The organism is Kosakonia sp. (assembly GCF_032052965.1).
Taxonomy (GTDB): domain Bacteria; phylum Pseudomonadota; class Gammaproteobacteria; order Enterobacterales; family Enterobacteriaceae; genus Kosakonia.
Map to the genome: position 1 here is coordinate 50,147 of NZ_DAMBVN010000002.1, position 15,039 is coordinate 65,185.

The window sequence follows — 15,039 nt, forward strand, 5'->3', positions numbered from 1 at the left end:
CACCGGCCACTATAAATAGTAGGGGGGAGGGTGAAGAGGACGGCATTATATGGCTGTTACTGCTGGTTTTTTTCAGTCGCGTTGGTGGCACCCGACCTTGTTACCCTTTGAACTTATGCGCTCGGTGATCGGCCGGTTAAATGCTCAATACTCTTGAAAATCTCGGGGTGAAGCAACGATACTGGCTACGCTACACAGTGGAATAGTGCTTATTGCGATGATCACTATTATTTCAACGACCCGGCGTTAATAATAAACCGGGCATGGCAACTTCCGGGCTTTATCATGAAAAAAGTGTTTGTTTTGCTGATGACAATATCGTTTAGCGCTGCTGCTGAACGTCCTGCTGCGGCCAGCCGTACTTATGCACAAAATTACAAGGATGCCGCGTTGGCGCTTTGTGTCGCAAAAGCGTATGCCAGTGAACCAGGGGCCAGTAAAGATGCCTCTGCCAGCGCCAGCGGCCTGAGTAACTGGAGCGAGTACGATGCGGAAAACGGCGCGGGCAAGATGGGGGAACTGGCGGATCAGTTCCTGGCGCGTCAGTATGCCTCTCACCAGGGGAATAACATCAAACTCAATCTGATGAAATGCATCGACATGTATCACAGCAACGCGCTTGAGCAGCAGGTGCGCGATTATGTTCCGCATCCGAAACGAAGCTGGATGCAGGACAACCCGAAGTAACATGTACCGCTCAATGACATTAAGCCGCTTTGAGGCGGCTTTATTTTCCCCGCCATTTCCCGTCATTTTCCCTACACAGAACTTTCATACAGTGGCGCTACCTGTGATGAGGGGAAAAACAATGAAGCTCGTAAAAATAGCCGAAACCTGGATCGATCCCGGCGTGCGTATGCGCGAATGCCGGATTGGTCAGCAGTGCGAAGTGCTCGCCAATAGCCTGATGGAGTACAGCACGTTGGGGGATTTCTCCTATCTGGGGGAATACTGCACCGTTGCCGATGCGGAGATCGGCAAGTTCACGGCGATTGCCAATAATGTGCGCATTGGCGCACCTAATCATCCCATGGAGCGCCCGTCACAGCATCGTATTACTTATTGCCCGGAGTACTACTCTGCCAGTGCCACGCGCGATCATGACTTTTTTGCCCGTCGCCGCGGCGACAGCGTCACCATCGGCAACGATGTGTGGATTGGCCATGCGGCAATAATCCTGCCCGGTGTCACCGTGGGAGACGGCGCGGTGATTGCTGCTGGCGCGGTGGTAAGCAAAGACGTCGCGCCGTACACCATTGTCGGCGGTGTTCCCGCCAGAACCATCCGGCTGCGTTTTTCACCGCACATTGGCCGCCAGTTGCAGCAGATTGCCTGGTGGGACTGGCCGCTGGAAACGATTATCGAGCGGATGGCCGATTTTCAGGATCTGCATATCGAGGCATTTTGTGAAAAGTGGGGAGGCCAGTAGCTAACGTCGGGGTGCGCAAAGCGCGACCAGCACCCCCACCGCTGCAGCGCCAGATAACAGCTGGAAGGCGGCTGACCAGTGCGTTATATCCGGTTGCGAACCGATCAGCAGCGAGAGGGCAGCGAGCGTTATTGCCCCGGCGGTGTACTGGCTGGTGACCATCAGCGCACTGGCGCGTCCTTGCAGTGATGCGGGCACAGCGGCCAGGCCGACGGCGAACATCGCCGGATAAATCAACCCGTGACCAAGGCCGCTCAGCACTATCCCGAGCATAAAAATCGGCGCATGAGCCGTGGGCAGCGCGCTGGCCAGCAGCCATAACCCCAGCGCCGCGAAGGCAAAGCCGATCACTAATACGCTGGCGCTGGTGTAACGCGCTATGAGCCGGGTGTACAGTGCATTCCCTGTCACAATCAGCACTGCGAGCGGGGTGAACTGCAACCCGGTAGTGACGGCATCCCGCTGTAGGGTTTGTTGCCAGAACAGCGTCATCGCGTAAAACTGGCTGCCGACGCTGGCCATATAAAAGGCGCTACTCAGCCAGCCGCTTTGCAGGCCCGGCAGGCTGCGCAACCTGCGGGACAATAACGGCTGCGGCGCAAAGCGCTCATGCAGAATAAACACCAACAGCATGGCTGCCGCCAGCCGGTTTGCGACATAATCCGCAGCGCCATTCCCGGCGTAGCACATCATTGCCCACACCAGCGCCCCGGCCGCCGCGCAGCCCACCAGCGCACCGAAGCCGGTGCGTTCTGCCGGGTGTTGCACGGGCACTATCGGGTCATCATGCTTTACCCACCACAGAGCCAGCAGGCCGGGGAGCAGATTAATCAGGAATATCGCCCGCCAGCTCAATGCGGTGAGCACACCGCCCAGCACCACCCCGGCCACCAGGCCCAGCGCGCCGAGCGCACTCCAGATAGCCAGCGCCCGTCGGTGCGACTCCCCCTGAAAGCGTTGCCCCATTAGCGCCAGGATTGCCGGTTGTAGCAGCGCTGCCGCAATGCCTTGCCCACCGCGGGCAACCAGCAGCAATGTTCCGTTCAGCGCCAGTCCACCGAGCAGTGAAGAGAACAAAAACAGCGCCATACCGATGCTGAAGATCCGCCGCGCGCCAAAGCGGTCGCACAAGCTACCACCGGGTAACAGCAGCGCGGCGAAGGTCAGCCCATAAAGGGACACGACCCACTGCATCTCGCTGAGTGAAAGATGTAACTGCCGGGCCAGTGTGGGCAGCGCAACATAAACAATGGCGTAATCCAGCGCAATGAGCGCCTGAGCAATGCCGGGTGCCAGCAAAGGGCGGTATCGGGCAAAAGAGGAGGACGCGAGCGCGTTAAGTTGCGTCATAGGGAATTCCTGTTAATCTGCAATGGATGAATAATCCTCACGGATTATTCGCGATGCTTAACAGGCTAAGCCCTGGTAGCAGGTGTAATCAAAGTCATTTTTTTCAGCCAGAGATGAGTTAAATTCAGCTATGCGTCCGCGCCGCTTACCTCCGCTTACCGCTATCCGCGCGTTTGACGCGGTTGCCCGCCATGCCAGTTTTAAACGTGCAGCGGATGAAATCGGCGTCACGCCGACGGCTATCAGCCACCAAATCCGCATCCTGGAAGCGTCACTGGATCAACGCTTATTCACGCGTTCGGCTCGTGCCGTCACGCTGACGGCGGCGGGTGAGATCCTGTTTCGTGCGTCCGGTAATATCTTCGCCACGCTGCGCGAGGCCGTGGATACCATCGCTAGCGTTGGGCAAACAGCGGCACTGACGCTCAGTACCACGTCCAACTTTCTGACCAACTGGCTGGTGCCGCGTTTGCCGTCTTTACAGCGTCAGCATCCTGCGCTGGAGCTGCGCTTGCACAGCAGCACCGGGCTGGTGGATGTGCGCAGCGGTATGGCGGACTGCGCGATCCGCTATAGCATGCAGGCCGATGAGTCACTGGATAACACACTGCTGTACCGCGATCACTTTGTGCTGGTGGCCAGTCCACAACTGGCGTTACAAAGCCTGGAGGATTTAGCGGGCTTAACGTTATTCCATATTGAAAACCGCCATGTGCCCACGCCAGAGCCGGACTGGGCGCACTGGAAAGCCGCCTTTGGCCCCGTGAATTTGTCGGTGCAATCCGGCATCCGTTTTGATGATGAAACGCATGCGATTCAGGCGGCGATTGCCGGGCAGGGCGTGCTGCTTGCCAGCGAGTTGCTGATCCAGAATGCGCTGGCACAAAAGCTGTTGCGCATCGCCGCACCTGGCAAGCTGCCCGGCGGGAATTACTACTTTGTCACCAGCCATGAAAAAGCGCAGCGGCAAGACGTGCAGCAAATTAAACAGTGGCTGCAGGGCGAGTTCGCCACGCGGAATGTTGAAAAGAGCGAAGGATGAGAATGAATAAAACATTACTTCTGCTGGCCCTGTTCGCCTGCGGCGCAGCCCATGCCGCTACATGGCAGCAAGTCGATTCCCCGAACAAACCGCGCACGCTGATGACCGGGCCGGATACGTTCAAAAACCTGCTGCGCTACTGGTTTGTCATGGAGGACGGTAATCCTTCCGTCTATGAGGTATTGCAAAAAAACCGCAGCGGCGAATGGGTGGATGTGATGCACCCCACGCAAAACCCGGTGCTGGTGATCAAAGGCAATACACTCACCCTTGAACGCCGCGACGGAAACAAGGTAATGAGCGCAGAGCGGTTTGAAAAGGTCGTGAAGTCAGCAGAGAGATAAAAAAGCCAGGTTGCCCCGGCCTTATCTTATTCATACCAGTTGAACTCAGTGAAAGCGGTGGGTGATATCCGCCACGCGTTGACCGAATTTCACTGCGGTATCCAGGTCGCCGGAGGCGATCTGGTCGGCGCCGGCGTCGGACGGAGACTGTACCAGCAGGCCAACGGAGCCGCCAAGGTTGTTGATATCCTGGCGGGTTGCGGCCAGCGTGTTCGCCGGCAGCAGGCCGAGGCTGACCCAAATGCCGCCATGCTGTGATGCCAGAGTTTGCAGGTACTGCAGCGAAACCTGTTTATCACCGTTCAGGCTGGCGCTGTTGCTGAAACCGGCAAAGACTTTGTCCTGCCAGGCGCGGGTGAACCAGGCTTTGGAGCTGGCATCAGCGAATTTTTTAAACTGCCACGGCACGCCGCCCATGTAAGTCGGTGCGCCAAAAATGATCGCCTTTGCCTCATTCAGTGCCTGCCAGTCACTCTCCTGAATCTCGCCATTATTGTCCACGGCGATAAGCTGTGCATTTGCGCCTTCGGCCACTTTCTCGGCTACTGCTTTGGTGTGTCCATAACCTGAATAATAAATCACAACAATTGACATATTTTTCTCCTGTTAATGAGAGATAACTAACGCCATTCTTTTTCTTTATCGGCGGACAGGGCATATTTCCCCGCGCCCAAAAACATAATGCACAGACCGCCCAGAAAATAGAGAGCTTCGCTCTCCAGTCCCCACGCGCCAACGTTGGTCAGGGTAAAAAATTTATCGGTACCCACCAGCAAGGTCGCCACCAGAATATTGAAGGCATAAATCAACGCGGCCTGGCGGGTAAACAGCCCGATAATTATCAGTACCGGCGTAATGATTTCCCCCACAAACACGCCGTAAGCAATAAAACCGGGTAACCCCTGGGCAACCAGCATGTCGGCAATCCAGCCCACACCATGCTGCACTTTGGCCACACCGTGAAACAGCATCAACACGCCAAATGTCAGGCGTAACAGCAGTTTGCCGAAGTCCGGGTGTGAGGCGAAGCGAATAAATGCAGTATTTAACCGGCTAATCATCCTTATTCCTTTCTGGTCCGTAGCAGAATTTTTGCCATTTTTGGCACCTTAGTATCAAATAGAAACTTAGGTCTGAGTTATACACACCGCGCTGCGGTTGCGGAAGAAGGCACCCGAAGGGCACTACGTTTCCTTGAGGAAACCTACTACGAGATGTTGTCGTTATGATTAAGCCGTCCATTCCTTACGATATTTACGATAACCGTTGCCCCACGCGCGACATGCTGGCACGTCTTGCAGACAAATGGGCGCTGCTGGTGCTGGCGCGGCTGGAAAACGGGCCAATGCGTTTTAATGGCCTGAAACGGGACATCCGGCTTATCACCCAGAAGGTGCTGACCCAGACGCTGCGTAAGCTTGAGCGCGACGGCATTATCGCTCGTGAAGTGTTTTACACCGTGCCGGTCTCGGTCGAGTACAGTCTTACACCGCTCGGACGCACGCTAACGGAAACCGTCTCAGTGCTGGCGCACTGGGTAGAAAACAATATGGATGCCGTACTGGCTGCGCAGGCGGCGTATGACGAGGCCAATGCGCCGAAAATAAAGGAACCCGCGGAGTAACGTGGGTTCCGAAACGGCACGGTAGTTAAGCCCGATCGGCCCAGGCGGGCATCGCGGTCAGGTAACGAATAGCGCGTTTCCGTGCTTCTTCGATTCCCACGTTTTGCCAGGAATCGAGATACTGTGCGAGACCTGCTACCGCCTCTTCCCAGGACTTCAGGTTCCCTTCGCTGTCTGTGCAGTAGGCGCAATAATGATCGCTCGGGCCACGGGCATCCGGTGCGGATAGCGGCATGCCACAGGAGTGGCAGAATTGTTCAGAATGAGACATGGGATGTTCCTTGTTAGTGAGTTGGTTAATAAATATACCGCCGTCGCGCGCCATGAAGTGTCTGCCTGGTCAAATAGCCACTTTTTAATCATGGTTATCTGGTGAGGCAGGTTGCCGTACACTTTCCGGGGCATCGCAAGGAGAACGCTATGACAGAGTACTGGTGGAAGGATCTTCTCGATCGTAATGAGAGCTGGCAGGGGCTGGAGCTGAAGGTACGCAGCGGCGATGGTCAGGCGATGGAGATGCAAAGTGGGCACAACGGGCGGATGGCATTGCAGGTGAACGGCGAGACGTTATTCTGGGCCACCATGCTGCAGGACCACTCGGGTGTCTGGCTCATTTTCAACGCAGAGCATCCCGCCCAACAGCTGTTGATACCGGCCATTACCTCTGCGGATGTCGAAAATGCCCTGCAAAATAGCCAGGCCGACAGGCCACGCCACTGGTGCCGCTATTTTGCCCGCGCATTAATGGAGGCTCCGACCCCGCTGTTACCGCCGGGACGCTGGCTACTGCGCCCGATGGAGCAGGTCAAACCGACCGCGCCCTATGTCATGAACCAACCCTTGCCGTTTACGCAGTGGCGTTTTCACAGCCCGGCCAGTAGCGCGCAGATTGGCGTTAACTGGGCGCTGTACAGCGAGGACTTTCCCGACCTGCAAAACCCGGAAAAAGTCACTTTTGTCGACTGGTGGTGGGGCGGCCATTTGCTGCTTGCCCGTTATCCGGTTGAGGCCAGCAGTGGGCGCGTAAAATGGTGGCGCAAAAAGTGTCGTGAAGGCGCCCTGCCGCCGGTTCTGGTGTGGTTTATTGCCGGGCTGGCCTCGTTTGTTATCCTCGACGGGCATGACCGTTTACAGGCAGCGCTGGCGGAAGGCATCCAGCCGCAGTTTTTGGTGCTCAGCGAGTTAAGCGAGCAGAACTACACTCCCACGGAAGAGACGCGACAACGTGTTTTGCACTCGCTGGCCATTCAGCAGGAAAAGTGTAAAAAAACCGGCGCCAACATTGATGCGATGAACCAGTCACTGCTGAACCTGTACGATACCCGTTATCTCTATGCGCGCACCCACAGTCGTGCCGTGCTGGGTGATGGCAGGGCGTGGGAACACGAGGTAACCGCCTATTTGCAACGCCATCAGCTGGTGTCGTATTTAGCAAACATTCTGGCGCGGGAGGCATGAGCATGCCGGGGGCTGCCATGAAAAGCGTCGTTAAAGAGAAAAGCATGGTGCTGCTGGCGGTGCTGATGTTGACGGGGTGCCCTGGCCCGGGCGATCGGTTGCCTGACCGCGAGTCGGCACTGGTAGGAGTGAAAGAGAACGCCGTATGCATTGTCTATCCGGTGCAGCCCGGCGATCTTATTGATCACCTTGAGTTTCATGACCAGTCAGGTAAGGCGTTTTATGCGGAACCTGGCGATGGGGATTTTCATCCGGCTGCCGGGCATTGCCTGCGAACCTACGGCCAGGATCTGCGCCCCGCCCAGGCGTATGCGCTGCACTACGGTGTGAGTAACCCGCAAGTGCCTTACCGGTTTGTCAGCGCGGTCTTTACCACTTCGTATGACGACAAAGGCGTGTTGCACATCGCCAACGGATGGGAGGAGTAACCATGACGGGCAATCCGGTTTTCTGCGTTGTGTTGCGTAGCCTGAAGTGGGTGGCGCTGTTTATTGTTGCGCTGGGGTTAGTGCTGTTCTTTTTCCTCTGGTTGATGCTGTCGGGCGTGGGCGAAACGACCGTGTACAGCGAGCGCAATCTCTGGGATTACCACACCTTAACCCAGGACGCCATTGCACAGGCTCCGCGCATCAGTCCGACGTATCACTTCGAATTCCACAATGGCGATGGCTACCCGTCCTCTAATAGCATCATCTTTGAGCATGCCAGCAATGCCGGGGCGCTACGCGACTATTTGCGCAGCATGGGCTACCAGCAGGACACGCGCCCGGCGTGGGACGGGGAAAGATGGAGCAAACCTGACGTGCCGCAATCTGATATGTTTGCGATTTCCGAGGATGTGCAAAACAAGCAGATCACCCTCACACAAACGCTGAGTTGGTAAGCGCTTACTGAATTCCCGCATCCCTGCGGGGCAGAAGGGGTTATTTCACGGACTGCAGCGCCGTTTTTTCGACGTACGGCTTCATCAGCGTATCGGCTTCTTTCTGCGCGGCTTCGGCGGCGGCTTGCGGGCTGACTTTCTCGTCATTCACCACTGCGGCTAACTGGTTTTCCATCGCTTTACGTACCGCTACCGTTTCCCAGGTCGAATACCACGGGTGCGCATATTGCAATTGCTCCAGTGCGATGGCAGCGCGTGGATCCTGCTGCAGATAGGCCTTCATCTCCGGCGTATCGTAGGCGGCTTTGCGTGGCGAGAAGTAACCGGTAAAGCGGCTCCACGATCCGTTGACGTCCGGGCTGACGAGGTAGGTCAAAAACTGATACGCTGCTTTTTTCTGCGCATCGGAAATGCCCTTAAAGCTCACCAGACTGGCTCCGCCAATCGGCACGGCGCGCTGCGCCTGGGCGGGCATCATCGCCACGCCCAGCTCAAAATCTTTGGTGTTTTCACGCATAAACCCGAGCGCGCCCGTACTCAGCATTGCCATCCCCAACTTGCCGGAGAAGAACGCGGCGCTGATCTGTTTGGAGTTCAGTACGCCGGAGGGCATCACTTTATCTTTGTAGATCATGTCCTGCCAGAAACGCAGTGCGCCGATGGTAGTGGGCGCGTTGTAATAGACTTCGCCAGGGTAGTTCTCGTTGAAGTAGTTGCCACCGTTGGCGCGCACCAGTGAAGAGAAGATCCAGCCGCCGTAATCGTCGTTAGTGGAAGGCAGCATAATGCCCCACTGTCCTTTGCTCTGGTCGGTCAGTTTTTTTGCGTCCTCAAGCAGTTCTTTCCAGTTCTGCGGTGGCTGTTTAATGCCCGCCTGATCGAACAGGGTTTTGTTGTAGTACAGAATAGGCGTGGAGTTATGGAATGGAATGGCGTAGGTTACGCCCATCACCTGCGCATTTTTGTGCATTGCTGGCCAGAAATCGTTTTGCAGGAAATCTCCCGCTTTTTTGTCGCCATATTTAAACAGCTCATCCATCGGCAGGATTTCATCTTTTAACGCCAGATCGGTGGTGAAGTTGGCCGACATGATCACCAGTGCAGGCGGCTGGCCTGCTTTCTGTGCGGACTCCGCTTTCATCTTGGTGGTATCGTAATTGCCGGTAAAAATCCCGCGCACCTCCACCTCTTTTTGCGAGTCGTTAAACGCCTTAATAACGCGCGTCATCTCCATGGTCAGTTTGCCGTCCACCGGCGCGGGAAACATAAAATCGATTTTCTCCTGCGCCAGCGCTGTACCGCTTATCGCAAGGGTGATGCTGTAAGTAAGCACTCGCAACGTCTTTGTCAGAGGCTTAGGCATGGTCTTTCTCCTGGAGTAAGTTAAGGCGCGTTTGCACGCTAAAAAGGTGGCAATCAAGGGGTGAAAAACCGACACTGAGAGTGTCCCCTTTGTTGGGAACATCGCCCCGGTGGCGGCGGATATAACGCAGGGGGCCGACGGGCGTGCTGAGGTGAAGCTGGTAGTCGGCCCCCATCAATTCGCGCTGGGTGACGGTCGCGGGCAGCACCAACTGGTCAGCGTGTGGCGAGTCGGTAATGTGTTCCGGACGGATACCCAGCCAGACGGTGTTTTCGTGGCGTGCATGCGCAGGCAGCGGCAGGCGATTTTCGCCCAACAGCACGTTGCCCTCATCACATGGCAGCGAAAGCAGGTTCATAGCCGGGGAGCCAATAAACCCGGCAACAAAGAGGTTCGCCGGGTGGGCATACAGGTACTCCGGGCGGCCAACCTGCTGCACATGGCCGCCATTCATCACTACGATGCGGTCAGCCATCGACATTGCTTCGGTCTGATCGTGCGTTACGTAAATGGTGCTGGTCTTGAGCTGCTGGTGCATCGCCATAATGCTGTCACGCACTTCGGTGCGCAGGCGGGCATCCAGATTGGAGAGCGGCTCATCCATCAAAAACAGCGACGGATTTCGCACAATGGCGCGCGCCATGGCCACGCGCTGACGCTGGCCGCCGGACAGTTTCGCCGGTTTGCGATCCAGCAATGTGTCGAGCTGGAGCATCTGCGCAACCCGTGCCATTCGGGGCTGCCAGCTGGCTTTCTCCTCGTTGCGGATCTTCATGCCGAACGTGATGTTGTCGCGCACGGACAGGTGCGGAAACAGGGCATAGTTCTGGAAGATCATCGCAAAGTTGCGATCGCGCGGGGAACGGAAGGTTATCTCTTCTTCGCCCAGCCAGATTGCGCCCTCGCTGACGTTCTCCAGCCCGGCAATCAGACGCAGCAGAGTACTTTTACCGCAGCCGGAGGGGCCAACCAGCACCACGAACTCCCCGTCGTGAATATCCAGCGACAGGGCACTGAGCGCAGCTTTTCCGTCAAACTGTTTACTGATGTTTTGCAGTCTTAACATGGGATTAGCGCTCTTCCACCGGGCAACTGACGCGCTCGTTATACAGCCACGGCCCGGCATAGTGCGACAATGGATGCAGGTAGCTGACCCACTGTTCTCCCACCTGGCGGTGCATCAGGCATGACGGCGGCGACATGTCGTAGTACGGGCGGGTATCTTCATGGCAGTACGGCACCTGGTGCACCGTTGCCGGGATAGTGGCGATAGTGGCCTGGCGATACTGTGTCATGGTCAGGCTATGGTTATGTCCGCAGAAAATACGCGTCAGCGCCGGGAAGCGGTCGACCAGCGCCAGCAACTGATGGCCGTTTTCGCAGGCGATACGATCCATTTGCGCGTTACCCAGCGGCAGGGGCGGGTGGTGCATAAACACGGCGGTGGGCTGGTCGCCGCCCGCGATTAACTGCGCCTCCAGCCAGTTCAGCGTCTCGCTGGTCAGCCAGCCCTTAGACTCACCGGCCAGGCTGGAGTCGATAAACAGCAGGCGCGTGGCAAAATCGTCAATCGCATAACGCATGTTGTGGGGATCGTTGCCCAGTTGCGGGCAGAGCGGGTGCAGATATTCAAGAAAGTGCGCTTTGTCATCGTGGTTGCCCGGTATCACAAACAGTGGGTAATCCAGACTGCCCAGGACCTGGCGCGCCACGCGGTACTCCTCCGGACGGCCGCAGTTAACAATATCGCCGCTGACGACCACGGCATCCGGGCGCTCACGCAGAGCGTTAAGCTGGCACACCACGTCGGCATTCCCGGCGTTGACGTCAATAAAGCCATACAACTTCTCATTCTGGCTGCGAAAATGGGTATCGGAAATCTGCGCTAAAAACATCACTCAACTCCTTATTTAATGCCGGAGAAGCCAAAGCTTCGGAGAAATTGCTTCTGGAAAGCGATAAACGCGACCATCAACGGCAGGCAGACCATCAGCGTCCCGGCGCTGATCATCCCCCACTGACCGCCGGATTCGGCACCCATCGCAAAAGAGACCAGCCCAACCGTCAGTACTTGTTTGTCCGGATCGTTGAGCATCATTAGCGGCCATAAATATTCGTTCCAGTGGTAGGTAATGCTGACGGTGGCAAAAGCCAGTACCGACGGCCATGACATGGGCAACATCACGCGGAACAGCACCTGCCACCAGCGACAACCCTCCATAAGCGCGGCTTCTTCGATCTCTTTCGGGATGGCGAGAAACGCCTGGCGCATCAGAAACACACCAAATGCCGAGGTGAAATAGGGCATCATCACGCCCGTCAGGGTATTGAGCAGGCCGAAGGTTTTAAGCGTCAGCATGTTAGGGATCATCATCACTACCGGCATGATCATCAGTTGCACCAGAAACAGGACGAACAACGTTTGCTTGCCGCGAAATTCATGGCAGGCGAAGACATAGCCTGCAGTTGTGATAGTGAACAACTGCACAAAGAAGGTGCCGAAGGCGAAAATGAGCGTATTGGCATACAGGCTGAGCCAGTTTGCGCTCTGCCAGGCATCGCGGAAGTTATCCAGCGTTAACGGGAAGCGCGGCAGGATTGACGCCATCCCTTCGCCAAAGGTCGTGGCGCTGAAAGCAGACGAAAGCATCCAGATAAACGGGCTGACCCACAGCAGGGCCAGGCATGCCATCAGTACGGCCAGTGTCACGGGGCGCGCGTGACGCAGGCGCAGCCACAACGGGCGCGGCACGGCGGAGGCACGGTTGATGGCAGGCGTGATCTCAACGCTCATAATGCGCTCCTCTTTCAAGCAGTTTCAGGTTCACCAGCGAAAAGACAAACAACCCTACCAGCGTCAGGAAGGTGGCCGCCGAGGCTTTGCCCAGATCGTGGGTGTCCCACGCCAGATTCTGGATGTAGTAAAGCAACACGGTGGTGGCGTTATCCGGCCCGCCGCGTGTCATCACTGCGACGTGGTCAATCTGGGTAATGGAGTAAATAAGCGCGGTCGTCACTACAAAGCTGAGGGTCGGGCGCAGCAGTGGCAAAGTAACAGTGAAGAACACTTGGGTGGCGGTGGCTCCTTCCATCACCGCCGCTTCGCGGGTGGACGCCGGAATACTCTGTAACCCGGCCAGGAAGAACAACATGTAGTAACCGGCAAACTTCCAGACGCCAATCAGCGCCAGCGCAAACAGGGCGCTGTTGCTGCGCCCGAGCCAGTTGTTATTCATCGGGCCGAAAAGTTGTGCCAGGTAGTGATCGAGCATGCCAAGGCCAGGCATAAAGATAAACAGCCACAGTGCGGCGGCGCTGACCATTGGGATGATCATCGGGAAGAAAAAGGCGGTACGCAGCCAGCGGTTAATGCGGTGGTTTTCCCATAACGCGACGGCCAGCAGTAGCGCCAGCGTAACGCCAGGGATCACCGTCAGCAGAATATAGAGAAGGTTATTGCCTAACGATTGCCAGAATACGGCATCGTCCAGCAGGCGGGCAAAATTACCCAACCCAACATAGGGGGCATTGTTGCTGGCCATGCGGGTATCGAACAGGCTGTCGTACACCGAGCGCAACAGCGGAAACCAGGTGAACAGCCCCAGGAACAACAGCGACGGCGACAGGATCAGCCACGGAAGCCAGTATTTTCTCATAAGCCTTGCAACGCGAATTTACGGGGTTGGAAAGCCAGAGAGTCTGTGAAAGTTATGCTGCAAAAGCATGGCGTAAAGGTGACTTTTTAATGAACAGGTGTTCATCGTGGTAGGGCTGGGCGCGTGCCCGTCTGGCTACCGCAAACCGGAAAGCAAACAGGTTAAAACCGTCGCTCTCAGCATGAAGGGTTATTTTTTTCGGGCGCTGACTTTAAGGTAAATCGCATTACAGAAAAATGAGGATATATTCTACAGATTATTTCGCGCAGGCAATTTTATTCCCGCCATATTTAGTAGTTTTCGCCTGGCTGTATTGATTTTATCTTTTGCGACGATAATGTCGTAGGCTCGATTATTTGTTTTCACTTTTTCTGTGAAGATTTTGCACGGATTGCGGTTTATTCGAATGATAAGAATTACACGAACAACTGAGCAAACTTTACAGATCCAGCAGACATTAAATAATTACCCCCTTCTGGCTGATTTACTCCGGCAATATTTGCCTTCCGGCGCACCGCCCCTTTTTGCCCAGCCTGTTATTGCCAGCGATGGCGCTGTCGAATGGTACAGCGAAATTAATGGAAAGCCGACGCCCTTTCAGGCGTTATCTGATAATGAACAGGCGCGGGTTAATACGCTTTTAAGCCAGAAGCTGGCCGCCATTACACAGCTGCATCAGCAATTATTACAGACCGGCACCCTCGACGAGAACAGCCTTGGCATTGTGGCGATAGCCGCCAGGCAGCCAGATCCCTCAGCCGTGTGGGTCATCGACGGTCAACCGGTGATCACCTGGTGGCCCGCAACGCAGACACCGGTTGCTGCGCCCGTGGTACCGCCAAAACGTCTGCTGTGGCCGTGGTTATTGCTGCTACTGGCGCTTCTGCTTTTGCTGGCGTTATTGTTGTTACGCGGCTGCCGTGACGTTGCTGAACCGGTCAAACCCCCGGTCGAAAGCGCCGTGCCGGTTAAACCGCCTGCCGACGCCGTCACGCCGGTTGCGCCCGTCAAACCTGACACACCGGTGACGCCAGCCAAACCCGAGACACCGCCAGCGCCGGTGAAAGCGCTCTGCCCGGCGCAGCGCAAGCAATCGCAAGCGCCTGAAGTCGTAATAGTTCTTGATGCGACTGGCTCCATGGAAGTGAGCATGGAAGCGACCCCGCAAGAGATTGAACGCTGGGCGCAGGATCGCAGCAGCAGGGATATTTTCCGCGAGCCGCAACGTATCACGCTGGCCCGCACATCCGCCCGGCAAATCATCGACAGATTGCCGAAAGATATGGGTATCAGTCTGGTGGTTGCCTCGGACTGCCAGCGAGTGACATCCTCCAGCCCGTTTTCATTTTCTCAGCGCGAGGCGCTGAAAAAGCAGATCAGCAGCATCCAGCCTGATGGCAAAACCGCGCTGGCGAAGGCGCTGCAACTGGCGGGCAAACGCGTGGATGGGGTGAATCGCGACGCGATAATTTTATTGATCACCGACGGGGACGAAACCTGCGGCGGTGATCCTTGCGCCGTCGCGCAGCAGCTAAAACGCAGCAAACCCCGTCTGCAAATTAATGTGGTGGATATTATGAACACCGGAGCCGGAAATTGTATCGCCAGTGCCACCGGCGGCAAGGTTTATGCGGCCAATACAGCCAAAGATTTTAGCGCAGTGGTGAATAAAGCAATGCAGGAGTATATCCCGGAGCATTGCGAATAATTGCAGAGGTGCTTTTTCGTTAACCTGTAAATAGTTTCAGGGTGAGATAGTCTCTTTCTTAGGTGATTTTTTTTATGAAAGACAGAGTCGTAAAAAATTTAATTTATGGCTAAACCTTCATATCAGCGTGCCGATAAGAAGTGAGAGAGAGTCTGGCAAAAAAACATCCCCTGAAAATAGCC

General features: G+C 56.0%; 18 protein-coding genes. 9 read left to right on the forward strand and 9 right to left on the reverse strand.

The annotated features are described in order from the left end of the window. Nucleotides 1-285: 285 nt before the first annotated feature. A complete protein-coding gene (locus tag RTX30_RS03575; RefSeq protein ID WP_312686923.1) occupies nt 286-687 on the forward strand; it encodes a T6SS amidase immunity protein Tai4 family protein in 402 nt (133 codons plus the stop codon). Between the two features lie 121 nt (nt 688-808). Next, complete coding sequence (locus RTX30_RS03580; RefSeq protein WP_312686925.1) at nt 809-1,429, forward strand: DapH/DapD/GlmU-related protein; 621 nt, start codon at nt 809-811, stop codon at nt 1,427-1,429. Here the strand turns inward: RTX30_RS03580 and RTX30_RS03585 are convergent, their stop codons facing one another. Then, nucleotides 1,430-2,779 carry an MFS transporter gene (locus RTX30_RS03585; protein ID WP_312686927.1) on the reverse strand — a complete coding sequence of 450 codons (1,350 nt, stop codon included), beginning with the start codon at nt 2,777-2,779 and terminating at the stop codon, nt 1,430-1,432. Between the two features lie 130 nt (nt 2,780-2,909). Between RTX30_RS03585 and RTX30_RS03590 the strand changes: the two genes are divergently transcribed. Together RTX30_RS03590 and RTX30_RS03595 are read left to right on the forward strand one after the other, a co-directional pair. Continuing rightward, nucleotides 2,910-3,821: a LysR substrate-binding domain-containing protein gene (locus tag RTX30_RS03590; RefSeq protein ID WP_312686928.1), complete on the forward strand. Its 912-nt coding sequence runs from the start codon at nt 2,910-2,912 to the stop codon at nt 3,819-3,821. 2 nt (nt 3,822-3,823) lie between these two features. After that, complete coding sequence (locus tag RTX30_RS03595) at nt 3,824-4,165, forward strand: hypothetical protein (RefSeq protein ID WP_312686930.1); 342 nt, start codon at nt 3,824-3,826, stop codon at nt 4,163-4,165. Between the two features lie 45 nt (nt 4,166-4,210). On the opposite strand, the gene RTX30_RS03600 is transcribed toward RTX30_RS03595, so the two are convergent. Together RTX30_RS03600 and RTX30_RS03605 are read right to left on the reverse strand one after the other, a co-directional pair. Then, the gene (locus RTX30_RS03600; protein WP_312686932.1) at nt 4,211-4,759 is read right to left on the reverse strand and encodes a flavodoxin family protein; all 549 of its coding nucleotides are present in this window, start codon (nt 4,757-4,759) and stop codon (nt 4,211-4,213) included. A gap of 26 nt (nt 4,760-4,785) precedes the next feature. Next, nucleotides 4,786-5,226, reverse strand: coding sequence for a DoxX family protein (locus tag RTX30_RS03605; RefSeq protein WP_312686933.1), 441 nt, complete (start codon nt 5,224-5,226; stop codon nt 4,786-4,788). 164 nt (nt 5,227-5,390) lie between these two features. Here RTX30_RS03605 and RTX30_RS03610 point away from each other — a divergent pair, with 164 nt between their 5' ends. Beyond that, a complete protein-coding gene (locus RTX30_RS03610; RefSeq protein WP_312686934.1) occupies nt 5,391-5,789 on the forward strand; it encodes a helix-turn-helix domain-containing protein in 399 nt (132 codons plus the stop codon). 25 nt (nt 5,790-5,814) lie between these two features. Here RTX30_RS03610 and RTX30_RS03615 read toward each other — a convergent pair whose 3' ends face one another. Continuing rightward, the gene (locus RTX30_RS03615) at nt 5,815-6,060 is read right to left on the reverse strand and encodes a zinc ribbon domain-containing protein (RefSeq protein WP_312686935.1); all 246 of its coding nucleotides are present in this window, start codon (nt 6,058-6,060) and stop codon (nt 5,815-5,817) included. 149 nt (nt 6,061-6,209) lie between these two features. Here RTX30_RS03615 and RTX30_RS03620 point away from each other — a divergent pair, with 149 nt between their 5' ends. The 3 genes from RTX30_RS03620 to RTX30_RS03630 are packed head-to-tail and all read left to right on the forward strand — an operon-like array spanning nt 6,210 to nt 8,130. Next, nucleotides 6,210-7,247: a hypothetical protein gene (locus RTX30_RS03620; protein ID WP_312686936.1), complete on the forward strand. Its 1,038-nt coding sequence runs from the start codon at nt 6,210-6,212 to the stop codon at nt 7,245-7,247. 17 nt (nt 7,248-7,264) lie between these two features. Further along, nucleotides 7,265-7,675, forward strand: coding sequence for a putative T6SS immunity periplasmic lipoprotein (locus RTX30_RS03625; RefSeq protein ID WP_312686937.1), 411 nt, complete (start codon nt 7,265-7,267; stop codon nt 7,673-7,675). Nucleotides 7,676-7,677: 2 nt separating this feature from the next. After that, nucleotides 7,678-8,130 (forward strand): hypothetical protein, encoded by a 453-nt coding sequence (locus RTX30_RS03630; protein WP_312686939.1) that lies wholly within the window; start codon nt 7,678-7,680, stop codon nt 8,128-8,130. 40 nt (nt 8,131-8,170) lie between these two features. Here RTX30_RS03630 and RTX30_RS03635 read toward each other — a convergent pair whose 3' ends face one another. The 5 genes from RTX30_RS03635 to RTX30_RS03655 are packed head-to-tail and all read right to left on the reverse strand — an operon-like array spanning nt 8,171 to nt 13,149. After that, nucleotides 8,171-9,493 (reverse strand): ABC transporter substrate-binding protein, encoded by a 1,323-nt coding sequence (locus tag RTX30_RS03635; RefSeq protein ID WP_312686941.1) that lies wholly within the window; start codon nt 9,491-9,493, stop codon nt 8,171-8,173. Then, the gene (locus RTX30_RS03640; protein ID WP_312686942.1) at nt 9,486-10,559 is read right to left on the reverse strand and encodes an ABC transporter ATP-binding protein; all 1,074 of its coding nucleotides are present in this window, start codon (nt 10,557-10,559) and stop codon (nt 9,486-9,488) included. The genes RTX30_RS03635 and RTX30_RS03640 overlap by 8 nt, the downstream gene beginning before the upstream one ends. Before the next feature lie 4 nt (nt 10,560-10,563). Continuing rightward, nucleotides 10,564-11,388: a phosphodiesterase gene (locus RTX30_RS03645; protein ID WP_312686943.1), complete on the reverse strand. Its 825-nt coding sequence runs from the start codon at nt 11,386-11,388 to the stop codon at nt 10,564-10,566. 11 nt (nt 11,389-11,399) lie between these two features. Beyond that, nucleotides 11,400-12,287 (reverse strand): carbohydrate ABC transporter permease, encoded by an 888-nt coding sequence (locus tag RTX30_RS03650; protein ID WP_312686944.1) that lies wholly within the window; start codon nt 12,285-12,287, stop codon nt 11,400-11,402. Beyond that, complete coding sequence (locus RTX30_RS03655; protein ID WP_409429794.1) at nt 12,277-13,149, reverse strand: carbohydrate ABC transporter permease; 873 nt, start codon at nt 13,147-13,149, stop codon at nt 12,277-12,279. Before RTX30_RS03655 ends, RTX30_RS03650 begins: the two co-directional genes overlap by 11 nt. 406 nt (nt 13,150-13,555) lie before the next feature. Here RTX30_RS03655 and RTX30_RS03660 point away from each other — a divergent pair, with 406 nt between their 5' ends. After that, on the forward strand, nt 13,556-14,857 hold the full coding sequence (locus RTX30_RS03660; RefSeq protein WP_312686945.1) for a VWA domain-containing protein: 1,302 nt from the start codon (nt 13,556-13,558) through the stop codon (nt 14,855-14,857). Nucleotides 14,858-15,039 lie beyond the last annotated feature (182 nt).

Coding starts and splice junctions, on each gene's coding strand:
- RTX30_RS03575 (WP_312686923.1), top strand. CDS start 286: ATGAAAAAAGTGTTTGTTTTGCTGATGACAATATCGTTTAGCGCTGCT.
- RTX30_RS03580 (WP_312686925.1), top strand. CDS start 809: ATGAAGCTCGTAAAAATAGCCGAAACCTGGATCGATCCCGGCGTGCGT.
- RTX30_RS03585 (WP_312686927.1), bottom strand. CDS start 2,779: ATGACGCAACTTAACGCGCTCGCGTCCTCCTCTTTTGCCCGATACCGC.
- RTX30_RS03590 (WP_312686928.1), top strand. CDS start 2,910: ATGCGTCCGCGCCGCTTACCTCCGCTTACCGCTATCCGCGCGTTTGAC.
- RTX30_RS03595 (WP_312686930.1), top strand. CDS start 3,824: ATGAATAAAACATTACTTCTGCTGGCCCTGTTCGCCTGCGGCGCAGCC.
- RTX30_RS03600 (WP_312686932.1), bottom strand. CDS start 4,759: ATGTCAATTGTTGTGATTTATTATTCAGGTTATGGACACACCAAAGCA.
- RTX30_RS03605 (WP_312686933.1), bottom strand. CDS start 5,226: ATGATTAGCCGGTTAAATACTGCATTTATTCGCTTCGCCTCACACCCG.
- RTX30_RS03610 (WP_312686934.1), top strand. CDS start 5,391: ATGATTAAGCCGTCCATTCCTTACGATATTTACGATAACCGTTGCCCC.
- RTX30_RS03615 (WP_312686935.1), bottom strand. CDS start 6,060: ATGTCTCATTCTGAACAATTCTGCCACTCCTGTGGCATGCCGCTATCC.
- RTX30_RS03620 (WP_312686936.1), top strand. CDS start 6,210: ATGACAGAGTACTGGTGGAAGGATCTTCTCGATCGTAATGAGAGCTGG.
- RTX30_RS03625 (WP_312686937.1), top strand. CDS start 7,265: ATGAAAAGCGTCGTTAAAGAGAAAAGCATGGTGCTGCTGGCGGTGCTG.
- RTX30_RS03630 (WP_312686939.1), top strand. CDS start 7,678: ATGACGGGCAATCCGGTTTTCTGCGTTGTGTTGCGTAGCCTGAAGTGG.
- RTX30_RS03635 (WP_312686941.1), bottom strand. CDS start 9,493: ATGCCTAAGCCTCTGACAAAGACGTTGCGAGTGCTTACTTACAGCATC.
- RTX30_RS03640 (WP_312686942.1), bottom strand. CDS start 10,559: ATGTTAAGACTGCAAAACATCAGTAAACAGTTTGACGGAAAAGCTGCG.
- RTX30_RS03645 (WP_312686943.1), bottom strand. CDS start 11,388: ATGTTTTTAGCGCAGATTTCCGATACCCATTTTCGCAGCCAGAATGAG.
- RTX30_RS03650 (WP_312686944.1), bottom strand. CDS start 12,287: ATGAGCGTTGAGATCACGCCTGCCATCAACCGTGCCTCCGCCGTGCCG.
- RTX30_RS03655 (WP_409429794.1), bottom strand. CDS start 13,149: ATGAGAAAATACTGGCTTCCGTGGCTGATCCTGTCGCCGTCGCTGTTG.
- RTX30_RS03660 (WP_312686945.1), top strand. CDS start 13,556: ATGATAAGAATTACACGAACAACTGAGCAAACTTTACAGATCCAGCAG.